Origin of the sequence: Martinezella lusitana, assembly GCF_016901135.1 — a bacterium.
Lineage (GTDB): Bacteria > Pseudomonadota > Alphaproteobacteria > Rhizobiales > Rhizobiaceae > Rhizobium > Rhizobium lusitanum_D.
Window position 1 is genome coordinate 95,491 of the sequence record NZ_JAFEVL010000036.1, and the last position, 17,004, is coordinate 112,494.

At 60.7% G+C, this 17,004-nt stretch carries 14 protein-coding genes; 8 read left to right on the forward strand and 6 right to left on the reverse strand.

Annotated elements, in window-relative coordinates; genetic code table 11:
* The first annotated feature begins 176 nt into the window (after positions 1–176).
* From JTP94_RS13930 to JTP94_RS13940, 3 genes are all read left to right on the forward strand, one after another.
* Positions 177–1,250 (forward strand): sensor histidine kinase, encoded by a 1,074-nt coding sequence (locus JTP94_RS13930; protein ID WP_204851083.1) that lies wholly within the window; start codon positions 177–179, stop codon positions 1,248–1,250.
* 373 nt (positions 1,251–1,623) lie between these two features.
* A complete protein-coding gene (locus tag JTP94_RS13935) occupies positions 1,624–2,391 on the forward strand; it encodes a hypothetical protein (protein WP_204851084.1) in 768 nt (255 codons plus the stop codon).
* A 325-nt stretch (positions 2,392–2,716) separates the two neighbouring features.
* Positions 2,717–3,547: a hypothetical protein gene (locus JTP94_RS13940; RefSeq protein ID WP_204851085.1), complete on the forward strand. Its 831-nt coding sequence runs from the start codon at positions 2,717–2,719 to the stop codon at positions 3,545–3,547.
* 83 nt (positions 3,548–3,630) lie between these two features.
* On the opposite strand, the gene JTP94_RS13945 is transcribed toward JTP94_RS13940, so the two are convergent.
* The 5 genes from JTP94_RS13945 to JTP94_RS35910 are packed head-to-tail and all read right to left on the reverse strand — an operon-like array spanning position 3,631 to position 6,937.
* Entirely contained in the window at positions 3,631–4,140 is a 510-nt protein-coding gene (locus tag JTP94_RS13945; protein WP_204851086.1) for a hypothetical protein, read from the reverse strand.
* A complete protein-coding gene (locus JTP94_RS13950) occupies positions 4,137–4,619 on the reverse strand; it encodes a very short patch repair endonuclease (RefSeq protein ID WP_204851087.1) in 483 nt (160 codons plus the stop codon). Before JTP94_RS13950 ends, JTP94_RS13945 begins: the two co-directional genes overlap by 4 nt.
* A complete protein-coding gene (locus JTP94_RS13955) occupies positions 4,609–5,190 on the reverse strand; it encodes a hypothetical protein (protein WP_204851088.1) in 582 nt (193 codons plus the stop codon). Before JTP94_RS13955 ends, JTP94_RS13950 begins: the two co-directional genes overlap by 11 nt.
* Positions 5,190–6,704 (reverse strand): DNA cytosine methyltransferase, encoded by a 1,515-nt coding sequence (locus tag JTP94_RS13960; protein WP_204851089.1) that lies wholly within the window; start codon positions 6,702–6,704, stop codon positions 5,190–5,192. The genes JTP94_RS13955 and JTP94_RS13960 overlap by 1 nt, the downstream gene beginning before the upstream one ends.
* The gene (locus JTP94_RS35910; protein ID WP_312038163.1) at positions 6,701–6,937 is read right to left on the reverse strand and encodes a CopG family transcriptional regulator; all 237 of its coding nucleotides are present in this window, start codon (positions 6,935–6,937) and stop codon (positions 6,701–6,703) included. Before JTP94_RS35910 ends, JTP94_RS13960 begins: the two co-directional genes overlap by 4 nt.
* Positions 6,938–7,110: 173 nt before the next feature.
* Here JTP94_RS35910 and JTP94_RS13970 point away from each other — a divergent pair, with 173 nt between their 5' ends.
* From JTP94_RS13970 to JTP94_RS13990, 5 genes are all read left to right on the forward strand, one after another.
* Complete coding sequence (locus JTP94_RS13970; RefSeq protein ID WP_204851090.1) at positions 7,111–8,601, forward strand: ATP-binding protein; 1,491 nt, start codon at positions 7,111–7,113, stop codon at positions 8,599–8,601.
* The gene (locus JTP94_RS13975; RefSeq protein WP_246754941.1) at positions 8,543–11,350 is read left to right on the forward strand and encodes a Z1 domain-containing protein; all 2,808 of its coding nucleotides are present in this window, start codon (positions 8,543–8,545) and stop codon (positions 11,348–11,350) included. The genes JTP94_RS13970 and JTP94_RS13975 overlap by 59 nt, the downstream gene beginning before the upstream one ends.
* Positions 11,347–12,342, forward strand: a complete 996-nt coding sequence (locus tag JTP94_RS13980; RefSeq protein ID WP_204851091.1) for a PD-(D/E)XK motif protein — start codon at positions 11,347–11,349, stop codon at positions 12,340–12,342. Before JTP94_RS13975 ends, JTP94_RS13980 begins: the two co-directional genes overlap by 4 nt.
* Positions 12,335–14,407 carry an AIPR family protein gene (locus JTP94_RS13985; protein ID WP_204851092.1) on the forward strand — a complete coding sequence of 691 codons (2,073 nt, stop codon included), beginning with the start codon at positions 12,335–12,337 and terminating at the stop codon, positions 14,405–14,407. Before JTP94_RS13980 ends, JTP94_RS13985 begins: the two co-directional genes overlap by 8 nt.
* A 113-nt stretch (positions 14,408–14,520) precedes the next feature.
* Complete coding sequence (locus JTP94_RS13990) at positions 14,521–15,606, forward strand: type I restriction enzyme HsdR N-terminal domain-containing protein (protein WP_204851093.1); 1,086 nt, start codon at positions 14,521–14,523, stop codon at positions 15,604–15,606.
* A 26-nt stretch (positions 15,607–15,632) separates the two neighbouring features.
* Here the strand turns inward: JTP94_RS13990 and JTP94_RS13995 are convergent, their stop codons facing one another.
* The gene (locus JTP94_RS13995; protein WP_204851094.1) at positions 15,633–16,787 is read right to left on the reverse strand and encodes an RHE_PE00001 family protein; all 1,155 of its coding nucleotides are present in this window, start codon (positions 16,785–16,787) and stop codon (positions 15,633–15,635) included.
* Between the last annotated feature and the right edge of the window lie 217 nt (positions 16,788–17,004).

Sequence of the window (17,004 nt, forward strand, 5' to 3'; positions counted from 1 at the left end):
CGCCCTTCACGAGAATCATCAGTTTTGCTATCTCACGCTCAGATAGTTGGCCGCTCCTCGATAGATGTGATATGTCAATAGACGAGGCCAGGACCAAGCAAGTCCGTGCGACATGTCGAATTTTCTGCGTGCTCCGCTTTCGCTTTGGAAGCCTCGAACGCCCATGAAGGGCCATCATGACAATTCAAACTGCAGTCCCTCCGGAACTGGCGCTCGACTTCGCGCTCGCTGTCATTCTTTCGTCCGACGCACCCCTGCTGATGCTCGATGGTAGCCTTGCTGTTCTCGCCGCCAGCAGCTCGTTCTGCCGTGCGTTCCAAATCGATCCGGCAAACGTGAATGGCAGACAGATGTCCGAACTGGGTTCGGGAGAGTGGGATGTCCCGCAACTCGATTCGCTGTTGAAGGCGACAGCATCGGGCTTTGCCGAAGTCAGCGGTTACGAGATGCGGCTTCAGGGGGCAGATAGACCTGTTCGCGATCTTGTGGTCAATGCCCACAAGGTGGACTATCCGGGCGCAACGGGCACCACGACCGTCCGCATACTCCTGTCGGTTGCCGACGTCACAGAGGCTCGCAACAGTGAGAGACAGAAGGATGACCTAGTCCGCGAAAAGGCCATCCTTCTCCAAGAACTTCAACACAGGGTCGCCAACAGCCTGCAGATCATTGCAAGCGTCCTGATGCAAAGCGCCCGCAAGGTGCAGTCGGAGGAATCCCGTGGCCATCTGTTCGACGCCCACAACCGGGTCATGTCGGTCGCCGCGCTTCAGCGTCAGTTGGCAGCTTCGTCCCTGGAGGACGTGGTCCTGCGATCTTACCTCGCCGATCTCTGCCGGAGCATCGGCGCATCGATGATCCACGACCGCAGCCTTGTTTCATTGGACGTGAAGGTGGACGAGAGCATTGTAAAGGCGGACGTCTCGATCAGTCTTGGACTGGTTGTCACCGAACTCGTGATCAATGCGCTGAAACATGCCTTTCCCGGTCAGCGGAGCGGGAAGATCAGCGTACACTACGCGTCGGATGGATCGGAATGGACCCTCTCCGTCATCGATGACGGTGTCGGCATGCCGGCGGAATCAGAAAACGTCAGGGCCGGTCTTGGTACCAGCATTGTGAAGGCCCTCGCAGCGCAGATCGATGCGACCATATCAGTGACCGACGCCGCGCCGGGCACGAGGGTGGCACTCTGCCACAGCGCGTCGGTTAGCATTCAAAAGCCAGCGTCTGAAGTCGCGCCCGTCTGACAGGGCGAGCGATCGGCACTGATAAGCTGGACCCTGCGGAAAGGCCGTCTATGGAAAGGCGCGGCTCATCAAGACCCTGCGACCTTCGTTCACGATGTTGCCATTTTCAGGAAAAATGCCGACGCTCGACAAAAATGGGGATGAGTTGACAGTCCCGAACGCGAAGACCACTGGCGAAAATACCTTCGCCTTGAAGGGATTCGAACCGGCGACCCCGTTGTTAGCCGAAGCCCCATATCTCAAATGTTCCAGCGGCAGACTCGGCTGCCCGGAAGCGGACTAGCAGCTTTCGCGGGTTACGCGTAGATTCCTTATCTTCGTTCAGGTGATCGCCCACTGCGAAGACAGACAACACTAGCGAAGGATTCGGCGGGTGCGGGAAATTGAGGATTTCACTGACGATCGGCTGAAGGCCTGGTGCATCCACTGTGGCGCGGTGATTGCCGACATCGAAAGCAATCGCGACCATGTTCCGACCAAGTCCCTCCTGACGAAGACACTTCGAGAACGGGGCGCCGACTATGACAGCGGCGCGGGAGATGAAATGGACTATCTGCCACAGGTTATCGTCTGTCGGCGATGCAATTCCAGCTTCTCGCCAGACGAGAACTACCTTCTCTGCGTGCTTCACGCGGTTATGGCTGGAAGCCTCTATCCGGATCCGACGAAACATCCCGAATCGGCAACCATACTTCGGAGTAACCGGCACGTAGTCCGCTCCCTGAAGAGAAGGCCGAACGGACAGCTTCTTTTGTTCGAAAACCTCGAGCCGTTCACCCTCTTTCCCGACACCGACAAGGTACGGCGCGTCATTGTAAAGAACGCTCGGGGCCACGCCTATCACGAGATCGGCGAGCCGCTGCTCGAAGCACCTTATCATGTTGCATTCGTACCGCTGGAGCGGTTGAGTCGAGAGCAGCGCGACACCTTCGAGACTGTCGGTACCGGCGCGGAACTTTCAGTCTGGCCAGAAGTCGGAAGTCGCATGACCGTCCAACTGATCGACGAGGAAGCGATGGTCGGCGGGTGGATTACGGTCGAGCCCGGTCGCTACCGCTATTCTATAGACTGGTCCGACGCCGTGACGGTGAAGACTGTCGTATGGGAGTATCTCGCTACCGAGACACGCTGGGAGCGCTAGACACTGCTCTACAGCTCCGCGGCTTTTCCGCGAACAAGAAATGACTTATTTAGTCTCAACCACCCAGTTCTGAATCGCGAGGGACCATAATTAGCGAACTTGGCAGAAAGAGCATTGGATCGATTTCTGCGGCTCTCAAAAGGTGGTCGAATAACCCAATGCCTGCTTCGGGCGATACTCAAGGAGCTGCGGACGGCGTGGCGGCGATGAGGTCGTGGTCCCGAGTCTTACTGTCACGGATGGCCACGCTTTGCCATCCAAGTTCCTGCAGCGATTCCAGCACTCGTGACGACGGCACATTAGGACCCGCTCAACGAGGATGGTCATGAAGGCCTACGTGATCGACAGCAATATGCTGCAGTCGGACGAACTCCGCCGCTACTTTAAGCAAGAAAGCGGCAATCTGGCGATACTCCCGGATTTCGCGTGGTACGAACTCTACAAGCAGCAATCCTTGGAAGGGCTGAGATTGGGGCTTTCTGTCGTCGGCGATCATCCTGAGCAGGTGATCCTCCTTCGGTCCGGGGGCCATATATCGCGCTTGGATCCGACGGTCGCTGAGGATCTGAACCGACTGATCTTCGGCGGACCTGAAGGCGAGATCGGCGAACTTGTTCGCCTCGTACGATCTGACGAACCGATGGGCGATCTGGCGGCGGCCCAATTGAACTCGTTATGGGATTGGGCGCGAACCCTGCAACCTTCGTTGATCGAAGGCGCGACGGACATAGCCGCGTCTTTTCCTGAGATGCAGGAGCAGATGTTCAATCATAAGGAGATTCGGACTATCAGGACGAACGGCAAGTACACCGAAGAGATGGTCCTCACCGTCTTCGGTGCCGCGCTGCAGATTTGGGAAACTTTGGCAGGCCATTACGAAATCGAGTGGGAGGGCCTCGACGAAACCGTCGTATGCCGGGCCTATCTCTTTCGGTATGCACTGGGGATAGTGATCAATCTGCTCTGGTGGATCCGCGGCGGCAGTCAAGCGGTGGTGCGCATGGATCGAATGAGCAATGATCTCATCGATCTCGGTTTCGCTGTGTATGCCACTTACTTCGACGGACTTTTCACTCGTGACGAGAAGGCCGCCTGGGTTCATGCCAATCTAGTCCCAGCAATCGCAAGTTTTCGCGACATTCACAGCGCCGATTGAACTCCTGCCGCACACGTTTCCCAAAGGCCGCACGAAAAGTCCCTTGGACGCGCCCGTGAGTTTCAGAGGCTCACGGCGAGGCACTAGCTTGGCTGGGGCGTGAACAGCGTCGCTCGCGAAAGGGTCTTTGCTGCAAGCCCCACATACCAGGCATTCATCCGGCTGTCCCAGCTGCGCACCTCGCAGAACGTTTTCCAGTCGAACTCGTAAATCGCCAGCAGCTGCCAGTCGGAATCGATGCGCACGACGATCAAATATTCGAATAGCTGCTTCTCCCGGTCATCGCGATCCGGATAGACGGTGCCGGTCTTACGCGCATCGAGCACGCCCTTGATCGAATAGCGGTCGCCGCGCCGGGAGAGGGCATCGACATTCTGCGTGCCGGTCGGCGCAGGCTGTAGATTGGGACGACCCGGAGTAGCGTTGTAGAGGGCGATCGCAAGGTTTTCAGCGACCTGCCCGACATTCAACGCCAGTCCGCGTCGCTTGAGCTCCACCGCCACCCGGGCGCGCAATCGAAGCAACGCAATGTCGCTTAAGTCAGCGAGCGCGTCCGACGGATCTGTTGGCGGAACCGGCAGGGCTTGGCTCATAAAATCTCCTCCGCTGTCGGTGAAATACGTTTCTCTGCAATCTCGTCGAACATGGCGTCGCTGTTCAAGAAGGCTGTAACTTTTTGAGCGAGCTGACTTTCTGGCAGGCGGCCCCGTCCCTTAAGCGCGCATTCCCAGACCAACAGGCTGCGCCAGCCGAGTTCCTTGAGCAAGCTCACCGCAGTGGCATCGCGCTGGCGGTTGAGAGCGATCTTGGCTAGCCAGAATTCTGTGCGAGTCGCCGGCGTACGAAACAGGGAGCAGGCGTGACCATGCCAGAAACAGCCATGCACGAAGACAGCTGTGCGAAACCGTGGCAATACGATATCCGGTTTGCCCGGCAGGTCCCCGCGATGCAGCTGGTATCGGAAGCCGCGGCTGTGCAGCAGCCGGCGTACTGTCCATTCTGGCGCTGTGTTCTTCGCGCGGATGCGGCTCATATTGAGCCGGCGCTGCTCCAGTGTCAGTCTATCGGCCATCGCTCCCGGCCGCCTGCTCCCGGGAGACAGCATCGTCCTCGGCCAAGGGCGCACCGACCGCCAGATCGGCGGGCACGGCAGGAAAGGCAGCTGACAAGGCGTGAAAGGCATCCGACCCCGCGGACAGCACGGCTACGCTGTCCCGAAATTCGACGGCAAGGCTGGCAACGATCCCCGCATGGAGCAGACGCTCACGCTGGCGGCCGATAAAGGTCATCAGAATCGGCTGATCGCCGTCATTGTTCGCAACTGAGCGCAGAAGCACAAAATCCTTACTGTCGAGGAAAGCGCAAGCGTTGGCCGTGATCTTGCGGCCGCCGAGGCGCCAATTCTTGCCGACTTTACCAATGTTCCTGAGTTCGCGGTTGCCATAGCCTCCATAGACACAGATCAAATCCATATCCGCGCCGCCGTTTTCGAACAGCTGCGCGCTCAAGAGCTTGCGCGCGACAGGCGTGGTCAGCGCGATCGCGCGCTGCTTGCTGGTGGCGCTCAGGCGGTGCGCCGAGAAGATACCCAGGTCCGATTCCGCCAGTGATCTGACGACGATAATCTCGTCGCGCCGGCTCATCAGCGACCCGCGCCCGCCGCGAGCGGCAGGTCCTCTGAGCTTGCGTCCCCTATGAGCTGCCTGTGCAGTGTCTGTGCGATCGCGCGCGCCAGCAGCGGTGGGACGGCGTTGCCGATCTGACGGAAGGCCGGGTTCATCGTTCCCGCGAAGCGGAAACCGTCAGGGAAGGACTGCAGTCGGGCAGCTTCGCGTACCGAGATCGGCCGTGCCTGCCGGCTGTCATAATGAATGTGGCTGTAGCCGTCCTTGCCGAGATGCGCGAGGAGCGTACGGGCGGGCGTCACTGCTTCCATCTTGCGCCACTTGTTCGGAAATTTCCCGGCATCGTAAGGCGGCACGAAAGCGGCCTTGAGAGCATCCCATTCGGAACCGCCGTCTTCCGGTCGCTCACCCAGCGCCTGGAGCCGATCAAGTTCGGACTCGAACAAGCTCAGTGCGTAGCGATGCGCCTCAGGATATTGATCACCCGGCTTCAGACCGGCGAAGATACGATAGTCGCGCGGGAGGTATCGGATCACATGGTCGCGCACATGCGAGCCGCCCTCGAACCCGGGCCAAGCCCGCATCGCCTTCACATAGTCGTTCTGCTGGTTATGCCCACCATAAGGCAGCATCGCATCGAGTCGCCGCGTGCCGCGCCGGAGCGTCCCTTCGGCAAGTAGTTCGCGCGCCATGATTTCCGGAAGATCACCGATGGCCTCTTGGGTGCAGACCGCGGGCGGCAGGGTTTCATCAGCTTCGGGCGCAGCCTTATATCCGCTGCCGCCGGCCGCCGCAGTGAGCAGATCCTTCCCTGTCGCCAGTTTTAGCGCAACAGCGCGCGACCCCTGATAACCGGACGGCAGGTCGATCCAGTGCGTCGGCGCGGGAAACTCGACATCGTCCGCAAGCTCCTTGCGGATTGCGATGAGGATCATCCGTTCACGCATCTGCGGCACGCCGTAGAAGGCTGCGTTGAGCAGCGTGTAGCGGACAACATAATCCTTGCCGGCGAGGATCTCGCCGATCTCTGCAGCGAGATTATGACCGCCATGATTGAGCATGTCCGGCACGTTCTCGATTACCACCGCGAGCGGAGCGCAAGCCTCCACATAGGCGAGATATTCAATATAGAGCCGCGCGCGCGGATCATGCCGGAACGCCTCGGGGTGTTCGGCTATCTCGCGCAGCTTTGAGCGTCCAACACGCGCAAATGCCTGACAGGGTGGACCGCCGACAATGACATCGAAGGCGCTCGCCGCCGAGCCGAGACCAAGCGCCGTGGTAAGATCGGCAGGAGATGTCGCAGTGATATCGCGCGCAATACTGTGGCGGTCTTCGCCATGATGGAAGTTGAGGCCGTGCGAGCGGGCCGCTTCAGGATCATTCTCGATCGCTGCGACGATCTCGTAACCCGCCGCCTGAAAACCAAGCGAAATCCCGCCACAGCCCGAGAAGAGATCCAGCACGCGAGGGCGCGCCCCGGCGTGCAAACGCTGGATTTTCTGGCGGATGACTTTCGGGTCAGCGCTCATGACCGGTCGCTTCCGAACGGCAACTCAGTCTGGCCGGCTTTCGTCGCAAGATAATGCAGAACTGCCTGTCGAATCACCCAGGCACAGGATACATCATTGGCAGCAGCCAACGCCTGCACTTGGCGATGCACGCCTTCTGGCAGTAATACGGTTGTGCGGACGGTTTTAACTGTTGCCAAGATTGCGATACTCCTTAATACCGTGATACACCAGATCGCACCACTATGCACCACTTTTCATCATAGCATGGCCGGAGGCGATTGTGCAGGATCGGATGAGTTCCCAGACGGGCTGACAGAATTGCAAAAACGCGGTTTCGCGTCCGTCGGGTCCACTCTCCGCACCGTCCGACTCAGGTACGCGCTGGTAGACACGCGTTGCTACTGCCGCCATCGGAGATTCTCTTTTGCGTCCTGTCGAGATCACGCCATCACCACATGCACTGCTGAGATCTCTACGTGGTCTTGGTTATTCACCCGAAACCGCGCTCGCTGATCTAGTAGACAACTCGCTCGCCGCCGGCGCGCGGCAGGTCCGTATCCGTCTCGAATGGCGCGACAGCAATCCAATTGTCGAAATTCTCGACGACGGTGCCGGCATGAGCTTTGATCGGCTCGTTGAGGCCATGCGCTTTGGGGGCGTTGGACCCGACGCCGAACGAGACGGCGGAGATCTCGGCCGGTTTGGACTGGGACTGAAGACTGCTTCGCTGTCCCAGTGCCGCGAGCTGACCGTTGCGTCGCGCCGCGAGGGCGTGGTCGCCCGGCTGGCCTGGGATGTCGACCACGTCGGGAAAGAATGGCGTGCCGACGCGCCTGACGAGTCGCCTCCAGGTGAGCTGGCGGCCGAATTCGAGTCGTCAGGTGATGGCACGCTGGTGAGTTGGGGCCGGATGGACCGGTTCGGCGGGCTCTGGGGCCTTGATCGCGATGCGTTCAATGACCGCATCTCCGACATCCGCGCGCATCTTGCGATGACCTTTCACCGCTTTTTAAGTGGCGAAGCACGGCGACTCGCGATCATCGTTAACGGCCGGCCCCTTGCAGCCTGGGATCCGTTTTGCCGAGGACATGATGCAACCATTGCGTTGCCGCGTGATATCATTCGCAGTCCCGACGGCGCGATCACCGCGCGGCCATATATTCTTCCTCATCGTGACCGGTTCGCGAGTGAACGCGAATGGGAAGACGCCGGCGGCCAGGGCGGTTGGATCGAACGGCAGGGGTTCTATGTCTACCGCGGCGACCGCCTCGTCTCGGCTGGAGGCTGGCTTGGCCTCGGCGGTGCTCGGGCCTGGACCCGCGAGGAGTCAAGTCGGCTCGCGCGTATCGCTCTCGATCTCCCCGTCGCGATGGACGAGGCGTGGCGGATCGATATTCGCAAGTCTGTCGCTCGACCACCCGCCTGGGCGCGGGCACGATTAGCAGGTCTTGGCGCGGACTGCCGGCGGCGCGCTCGCGAGGTCTTCGCTTGGCGCGGTGTCAGGTCGGGCGGCGAGGGCCGCCGGGGCGACGCTGATGGGGGAGCATGGCCATGGGAAGCGCGCAGCGCCAAGGCCGTGCCACGCTATCGTGTACGACGGGACCATCCTGCAGTTTCTGCTGTGTTTGAAGCGCTCGGCGCCGAATCGAGGCTGCTTGAAGGACTGCTCTCTGCCCTCGAACTCACCGTTCCGGTCGAACGCATTTGGCTGGACGTCGTCGAGCAGGGCGGCGCAGAGCCTGCGCAACCGGTGGCAACCGAGATTGCCGAACTCGCTGCACCGCTTGCAACGCTGGTGCGCAGCATGAATAAGATGGACGATAGTGGAGATCGGCTCGACTCGGTGCTACGTTCGCTTGGCGTCGCGCAGCCTGCGTTGCGCGCTGCCATCATCCAAAAATTGGGGGAGAATTGAGCTGATGGATCCGGTCACACAGCTTGCGAACACTGCCCGCGTTGCACTCGGTCCGCGAGCCGGCGACCGCACGCTGGGCACGGATGAGATCATGGCGGTGGTGCGCGCCTCGGCCCCGCTTGTGGGGCTCACCAGTGGGCACAGTTTCACCGAGGACGAGATTCAAGCAGCGACGCGCGATCTTGAGGCCCTTTTCGTGGTTGCGCAGGGACCGTCGATCCGGCTGCTCGGAGAAACGCAACCGCCACCCTGGTATCTTGGCGAGCGTCGTCGCCCGGGCGCCTTTTTCTCGCGCTATCTGCAGAAGCTGGGCGAGAGCGGGTGGGCGCCGCGCGCGCTTGAGGTGCTTGAAGAAAGCACCGCAGATGTGCTCGAGCTGATCGACGATCCGAACCGGGATGTGCCCTGGAATTGGCGCGGCCTAGTAGTCGGCAATGTTCAGTCGGGCAAGACCGCGCATTATGCAGGGGTCATCAACCGTGCCGCTGATGCCGGGTATCGCGTAATTATCGTCCTGGCGGGCATGCACAATATCCTGCGTCGCCAGACCCAGTTGCGTCTCGACCAGGATTTTCTCGGCTTCGATACCGCCGGGGTTGCAGGAAGCGGGGGGCGGCGGCCGGTCGGCGTCGGCTTGTTGCCGGGACCGGTGCAGCTGGTCGACAGTCTGACTACCTCCCAGTTAAACGGCGATTTCAACCGCACGGTTGCGCAAAATTCAAATTTCGCGCCGGCTAACCGCCCGTTCGTGTTTGTCGTCAAGAAGAACGGCGCAGTGCTCAAGAACCTCAATCGCTGGATCGCGCGACTGCCCGAGGAGTCGCGCAACGCACCACTGCTAGTGATCGATGATGAGGCTGATCAGGCATCGCCTGACACGGGAGATCAGGGCTTCCTCCCGGACGGCAGCTTCGATGAGGATTATGATCCGAAACGCATCAACGGCGAGATCCGCAAACTGCTCGGCGGGTTCAGGCGTAGTGCTTATGTCGGCTACACTGCGACTCCCTTCGCCAACATCATGATCCATGATGAGCGTGCGGCTGAGGACTATGGCGCCGACCTATTTCCTTCCGCCTTTATCGTTTCGCTGTCCGCTCCGGACGATTATTTCGGACCACTCGCGGTGTTCGGTCGCGACGACGACGCTGATTCAGTGGGACTGCCTGTCATCCGCCATCTCGACCAGACCGCTGAGAATTGGATTCCTGACCCGCACGATAAGACGCTGCGGCCGATATACCGGGGCGTGATGCGAGTCCCGCCGAGCCTCGCGGAGGCGATCCGCAGCTTTGTCGTCTGCTGCGCAGCACGGGCCGCGCGCGGCCAAGCCAACGCGCACAAGACCATGCTTGTGCATGTTTCGCGATTTCAGGATGTCCATGACCCGGTCCATGCCCAGGTCGAAGGAGAGCTTCGCTCGATCCGCAATGCGATCGCTGCGGCCGATCCGATCGAAATGGCGGAGCTCGAGCGGCTGTGGCGCGAGGACTTCGAACCGACCACCGAGGCGATGGCATCGTCTGTGTACGGGCGTTCTGTGCGTCGGATCGGCTGGGATGTGGTCGCAGCACGGCTGGGAGATGAGGCTGACCGAATTCAGGTCGCGGTATCCAACGGCCGCAGCCGCACGGGCGTCGATTATGATGCTGCCGACGCTGCCGGGCAGAGCCTCTCGGTCATCGTCATTGGTGGCGACAAGCTGTCACGTGGGCTGACACTCGAAGGTCTGTCGACAAGCTACTTCCTGCGTGTCTCCCGTCAGTATGACAGCCTGCTGCAGATGGGGCGCTGGTTCGGTTACCGCCGCGGCTATGCCGATCTCTGCCGGCTGTACACCACCACCGATATGGAAACCTGGTTCCGACATTTGGCTACGGTCAACGAGGATCTCCGCGCGCAACTGGCACATATGCGCGTTACGGCTGGCACTCCCAAACTCTACGGTCTCAGCATCGCTGACCACAGTATCATGAACGTGACGGCTGCGAACAAACGGCGGCATGCTGTGCTTCGTCCCGTCAGCTACGCCGGCGAAGGCAAGATCCAGACGGTGCAATACCGGGACGCCGATACTACGATCGCGAATGCTGCGGCTGTCGACGGCCTTCTCGAGGAACTGGAGGATCCGGAGATCGATCCGGCCCGGCCGGGAGGCCGACCACCGGCTGCGGGGTTCATCTGGCGGAATGTTCGTGGCAACCGTGTCGCCGCGCTGCTTGAGGCCCTGGCGTTTCCGCCGGAGAGCAGCGACGTCGATGGAAAGCGCATGGCGGGCTATATCACTACGCAGCTCGGGCGGGGCGAGCTGAACGACTGGACGGTGTTCGTACCGGCTGGTGTCGGGGCCACTGTGCAGGTGGCCGGGCGCGATCTGCCCAGCGTTCGTCGCTCTCCGATCGCCCGTTCGACCACTGCGCGATTTATCACCAAGTCGATCCTCAGCCCGCTCGACGAGGCCATCGATCTGAGTGACGATCAGTATCGCCGCGCGCAGGCAGAAACTGATCAGGTACTAGCCGACGAGGGCGAGCCTCCCGCCGACCGTCCGGCCGGTCCCTGGATCCGAAGGGTCCGGGGTGAGGATCCGCGTCGCGGTCTGCTCATTCTCTATCCGATCGACCCGGCAGGCGCCGGCCTTGAACCTGGAATCCCACTCTGGGGTGTAGTGGTGAGCTTCCCGACCTCGCCGACAGCTTCGGCCAACTGGCGCCTGGAAAATACCGTCCAGCAGCGCGCGGCACCATGAGCATGACTCCTGATGCGGCCGCATTACTGGGGGAGTGGGACGAGCTGGCTGCTGTAGCTCCGGGGGACCGGCTGTATCGCACGCGACGGCTTTCCCGACCCGCGCAACTCGACCTCCGCGCGGGTCTGCGAGAAACCGACGGCGCGCCGTGTCTCGTTGCATTGCCGGGTGGCGCTGGTAATTCTATCGCTTCTTTTGAGACCGCAGGCCTGCGGCTGTCGCGAGCCGCTGATCCTGCTGGCCTCCTGCTTGTCCTCTCACTCGAAGAACCCTCCCGACGTGATCTTTTCGCCGAGATTTGCAGCGATTGCATCCGCTCCGTCCTGCGCTGGGAAGATGAAGGCGAAAAAGAATTGGTCACCGTCCTCGCCGCACGCCTCGCTGCGTGGCGAGCGTTTCTGCGTGATCAGACTGGTGGTCTCTCGAGAAACGAGATGGTTGGCCTAATCGGTGAGCTCCTCGTCCTCGATCGGCTGCTCGATGAGAACGCTGAAGCGGTCGCCGCGTGGAAGGCACCCGATGACGGGTTGCATGACTTCGTGCTCTCCGGTCATGGCCTTGAGGTCAAGACTGCACTGGGGCCGACGCGACAACTCCATATTTCGACGCTCGATCAGCTTGACGACGCCGGGCTTGCCTCGCTGCACATCGCGCACGTCCGTCTTGTAGAGTCGGTTGCCGGCGACACGCTCGGCCAGATCACCACCCGGATCGAACAACGGTTGAACGGTGAGCGGGCGCGTAGTGCTTTTCGCAATGCGCTTTTGCGTCGCGGACTCTTACCGGGCGGCGACGCCAACGCTGGGCCGCGGGTCGCTTGCGCCGGGATTGATGGTTACGCGGTGAGCGATGGCTTCCCGCGGCTTCTAAGGAACGATGTATCGCTCGGTATCGCCGAGGCCACCTATCAGGTTGAGGTGCGTGCGCTGGCCGGCTTTGCCGTCGACATGGCAACGGTGTTAGACACGTTCGGGGGGACGGGCAATGAGTGAGAATGCAACGTCGGAATTCGCTCGAGCGCTGGCGGACGAAGTTGATGAGGCGCGTGATGATCCGACGATAGACATCCCGTCGACTGAGGCGCTCTTCACCCGCATAGTCATCGATGAACTGGAGGAAATTGGTCATTTCGAGGCGGCCTTTGATCTACCTCAAGAGGGGAAGGTCGGCCGGTCACCGTTCCGGATCAGTGGGTATGTGATCGATGAGGACGCTGGCCAGCTCACTCTCTTCGCGACGCACTACTCGGGCGACGTGCCGCCGCGTCGCGTTCCCGCCTCAGACCTTCTAAAGACTGCAGAAAAGGCTGGCACCTATGTCGCTGCATGCATTGGCGGGCTTGCAGACCGCATCGAGCCTTCCAACACAGAGGCTGGGGACCTCGCGCGTCGCGTGGCGGCGCTTGGCGAGCGCATCGACCGCTTCCGGATCGTCGTGCTGACCGACTGCATTGCAGGTGGCACACTGCCCGCGACGGTCGATAGTCATGGAAAGTCGATCGAGATCGAGCTCTATGACATTGTCAGGCTACACAGAGTTCTTGGAGAAGGCCAGACCCGCGGTGATATCGACGTCGACCTTGTCGCCCTGGCCGGTCATCGCATCGCCTGTCTGCCGGTCGCTTCGGGGGCAGGGCATTACGACGCGTTCCTTGCGGCTTTCCCGGGAGAGGTGCTGTCGCGCATCTACGATCGATATGGCACGCACCTCCTCGAGCTGAACGTGCGCGCATTTCTGGGACTTTCCGGGCGCAAATCGGTAAATGCCGAACTGCGCCGCACGCTGGTCGAACAGCCGGAGATGTTTCTGGCATACAACAACGGCGTGGTCGCAACTGCCGATGAGGTCCGGCTCGAGTATGAGGGTGGCGCGGTGTACCTGACCGGTCTGCGGGGCCTGCAGATCGTCAATGGAGGACAGACGACGGCATCGCTTCACCGTGCACGGCGCAAGGAAAGCGTTGCGCTTGGCGCGGTGGAGGTACCGGTCAAGATTATCCGAGTGACCGAGGGGGATCTGGCGCAAATAGTCTCCTCGATCTCCCGCGCAGCGAACCGACAGAATACTGTGCAGCAGGCCGACTTCTCGGCCAGCGACCCGTTCCACCGCGAGGTGGAGACGTTGGCGAACAACGAGTGGCTCGAAAGCGGGCGCGGGCGCTGGTTTTATGAGCGCGCGCGCGGATCATGGCTCGCAGCCGAGCAGAAGGCTTCTTACCGCACTACCGAGCAGCGCGCCTTCCGCGAGCAGACGCCAAAGTCCCGACGCTTCGATAAGCTCGACCTCGCACGTTATCTGTCGGCGTGGGACGGCTTCCCCTGGCGTGTCGCTTTTGGCGGTCAGAAAAACTTCCAGGCGTTCATGCAGCGCCGCAAGGAGCTGACCGCTCCACCTCCGGACACTGCTTGGTTCCACCGGCTGATTGCGCTCACTATTCTTTATCGTACGACTGAGCGTCTGGTCCGAACGGTAAAATTCCCTGCGTATGGCGTGAATATTGTCGCATATCTGATCGCCGCGCTTGGAGAGCGCACCGGCGGCCGCATCGATTTCGACTTTGTCTGGCGCCAACAAAAGCTGTCGAACGAGATGGAGGCCCTCATCTCCGCCTGGGCTCCGCTGATCGATCAGGCGTTGCGTGCAAGCGTCGGTAACCACAATCCCACGGAATGGTTCAAGAAAGAGGACTGCTGGGCTGAAGTCCGCAATCACCTGCCGACCCTGTCGGATCCGCTCCCGGCAGAGCTTAACGGCACCTCAACCACGACCGGCGCTTTGGCGGAAAGACGCGCACAAACTCTCCAGGTAGCTGACTATGATCGAATCGAGGAATGCATGCGCATTCCATCGGCAGTCTGGGTGGCGGCGGCCGAGGCCGGTCAGCGTAGCGGAGTGCTGCATTTCAAGCTGGCCAGCATCTGCATGACGCTCGCCAACTATGCCGCAGGTGGTTGGAGCCGACGCCCTTCGATCAAACAAGCGAAGCATGGGCTGGAGAGTGTTGCTAAGGTGCGTGCCGCCGGCTTGTTCGACGAGACACAACGCGAAGCAGGATAGGAGCACCAATGCCGGCCGCTGAAGCTCGCGGTTTATCTGCTTTTCGCGGCCTCTCCTTATCGCGCACGTACTCCTGACCCCTCCCCGTTGAAACCATTGCAGAAGCTCTAAAGATGACGAGACCAAAAAAGCCGAGATCGGCGAACGGACAAAAGAAGCAGGTAGGAGGACGAGATGTCCGCGGGCTGCGTACTGAAGCGGAGCTAGAGAGCCGAATTACCAGCGCTCTAGCAGCTGCTCTGCCTACGTTCTCACAAAACGATTTTGTTCAGCAACGGCGGTTCACAATTCGCCTCGGACATGACAGCTTTGAATTCGACAGCGCGGCCCTTTGGGAGAAGACAGGCCGAGCCGATATCCTGATCTTTTACGGTGACCGACCGCTGGCGGTCCTTGAAGTGAAGCGGGAAACGGTTGCTTTACAAGAAGCCGACTACGAGCAGGCGCAAAGCTACGCCAATATGCTCACGCCGCGCCCCCCACTGTTGATTGTTAGCAATGGCAAGCACACACAGCTTTTCGACAGCAACACCGCTCGGCGATTAGATGCTGGAGACTACGACAACGCCACCATTACAAACTTGCTAGAGAACGTTGGCAAGGTTGCCGCGGCCGACATGCGTTGGGCGATTGAGGCGTTAATGGGCCGCGAGGTCGACATATGGCCGCGCGCGGTTCGTAAATGCACCGCCGGATTGATCGAGACGTGGACCGATCCGCCTGGCGCTGCAGGACGCCCCGTCGCTCGCGACCTGATTTTTCCGCGCGAGGCCACCGAGCAAGCAATCAATGCGCTTACAAGAGTCGATCTTTTCACTGTCCTGGTCGGACCACCAGCAAGCGGCAAGACAAACTTGCTCTGCGAATTAGCTCTGCGGACGACTTCGAGCGACGAACTGGCCGTTCTGATGCTTCAGGATATTGGTCCGGGCCTCTTTCAGGCCGTTTCGAACCTCTTTTCGCGAGAACTCGAATGGACACTGACTCCTCACGATGCTCGACACTGGCTGCGCCGAATGTCGAAAGGAACCGCGGGGCCGACTCTTGTCATTGCAATCGATGGTGGAGAAAGACAAACTGCGGCCTGCGATCGAGGCGTTGATCAGCACGGTAAGAAAGCGGAAGTCAAGTTGATGATCACAGCGAGTAGCGGAACGTTTCCGGCGACAGGACAAAGCGGCGCTTGCGGGAAAATATGAACCGAGCATGGCAAGCGCTAAGAATGCTACAACACGCCCCACGCCCGGAACCGCCCTCTGCCAGTCATCTCCCGCAGCCCGAGCTCGCCGACGATCCGGAGCGCCGCCTGCGGAGTGACGTCGAGCGTCTCGGCAATCATCCCGGCCGAGAGCAGCGGCCGCGACAGCACCAGCTCGATCAGCTCCGGCAGCTTCGACGTTTGGCGCCGGCCGATCAGCCGGCGCTCCATCAATTGCCGGGCCAAAACCAGACGGTCGTGTTCGTTGAGGCCAAGCTCGGCTGCGGCAGTGATGCCGGCGAGAATGGCCAGCAACCGGGTGTCGCGATTGCGATGCCGGCGCCGATCGACGGGGATGGTTTTCAGGCCAAGATTGAACGCGGCCAGATGCGCTCCGGTCGTCACGCCGGCCTGACGCAGTATTGATGCTGCCAGCGGCCGGCCGAGCCAGGGGGCATGCTGCAGGACTTCAAGTGTATTCCAGGCATCGAGGGCGACAATCGCCTGCAGCACGGGTGGAAAACTGTCGAGCTCGCGCAGGACGGCTCGCCATTCGCCGAGCCGTTCGTCCTCGTCCCAATCGAGATCATAGACGAACGGATCCTTCTCGCCGCCGCCGACGCGACTCGGCACCCGCGCCTCTGTGATCGCCGCCTCGGATCGCGCCAGCACGGCGTCGATGGCGGCGAACTCTGCTTCGAGCGGGTTGACGCTATCATCGCGGTTCTCCCCCTCCCCTCCTCCGTTCGCGCTGCCATCCAGCCCGCCGGCGTCGACCGCAACGGTGCTGTCGGCGCCATGTGATGCTGCAGGCGTGCCGGCGACGAAGTCGTGCCCGCGCAGGCTGCGCAGACCGTCGGCGCTGAGCGCCCAACCGGGCGGTTGCGCTGAAATCCGGTGGCGGGTGCGCAGGACGTCGTGGGCGATCGTGAGCTCATGGGTGGGCGCCCGGATGTCGGCGCCGGCGTCATGCAGCACCAGGTCTTCGAGATGCACGAGTTCGCCGTCGATCCACAGCGAGGCGCAGGCATCGGCAAAATTCATGCGTTCGATCCAGCCCTGCCCGACCGGCGAGCGGGCAATGCGCTCGTCAAGGCGGGCCAGCGCTGCGGTGGCGTTCGAAATCGGCCGCAGCAGGCCTGAGATGGGCAATTTGGACAAATCGTAAGACATTGAAATCATAGTAAATGATTTGCTAAACGAACGCTATATGGCAATTAGAGTTCATCACATGATGGTTTTGTTGGAACGATGTCTAACCATCGATAAGTATCAAGTATCGATAGTGATGGTTTTGCAGTCGCAAAACCTGTATGTCAGTCCTTGAGGATCGGCGGAAACCCCACAAATGCAGGCTTTTGCCCACCTTTTCATTTTGGATCGGTGGAATATTCCGCTT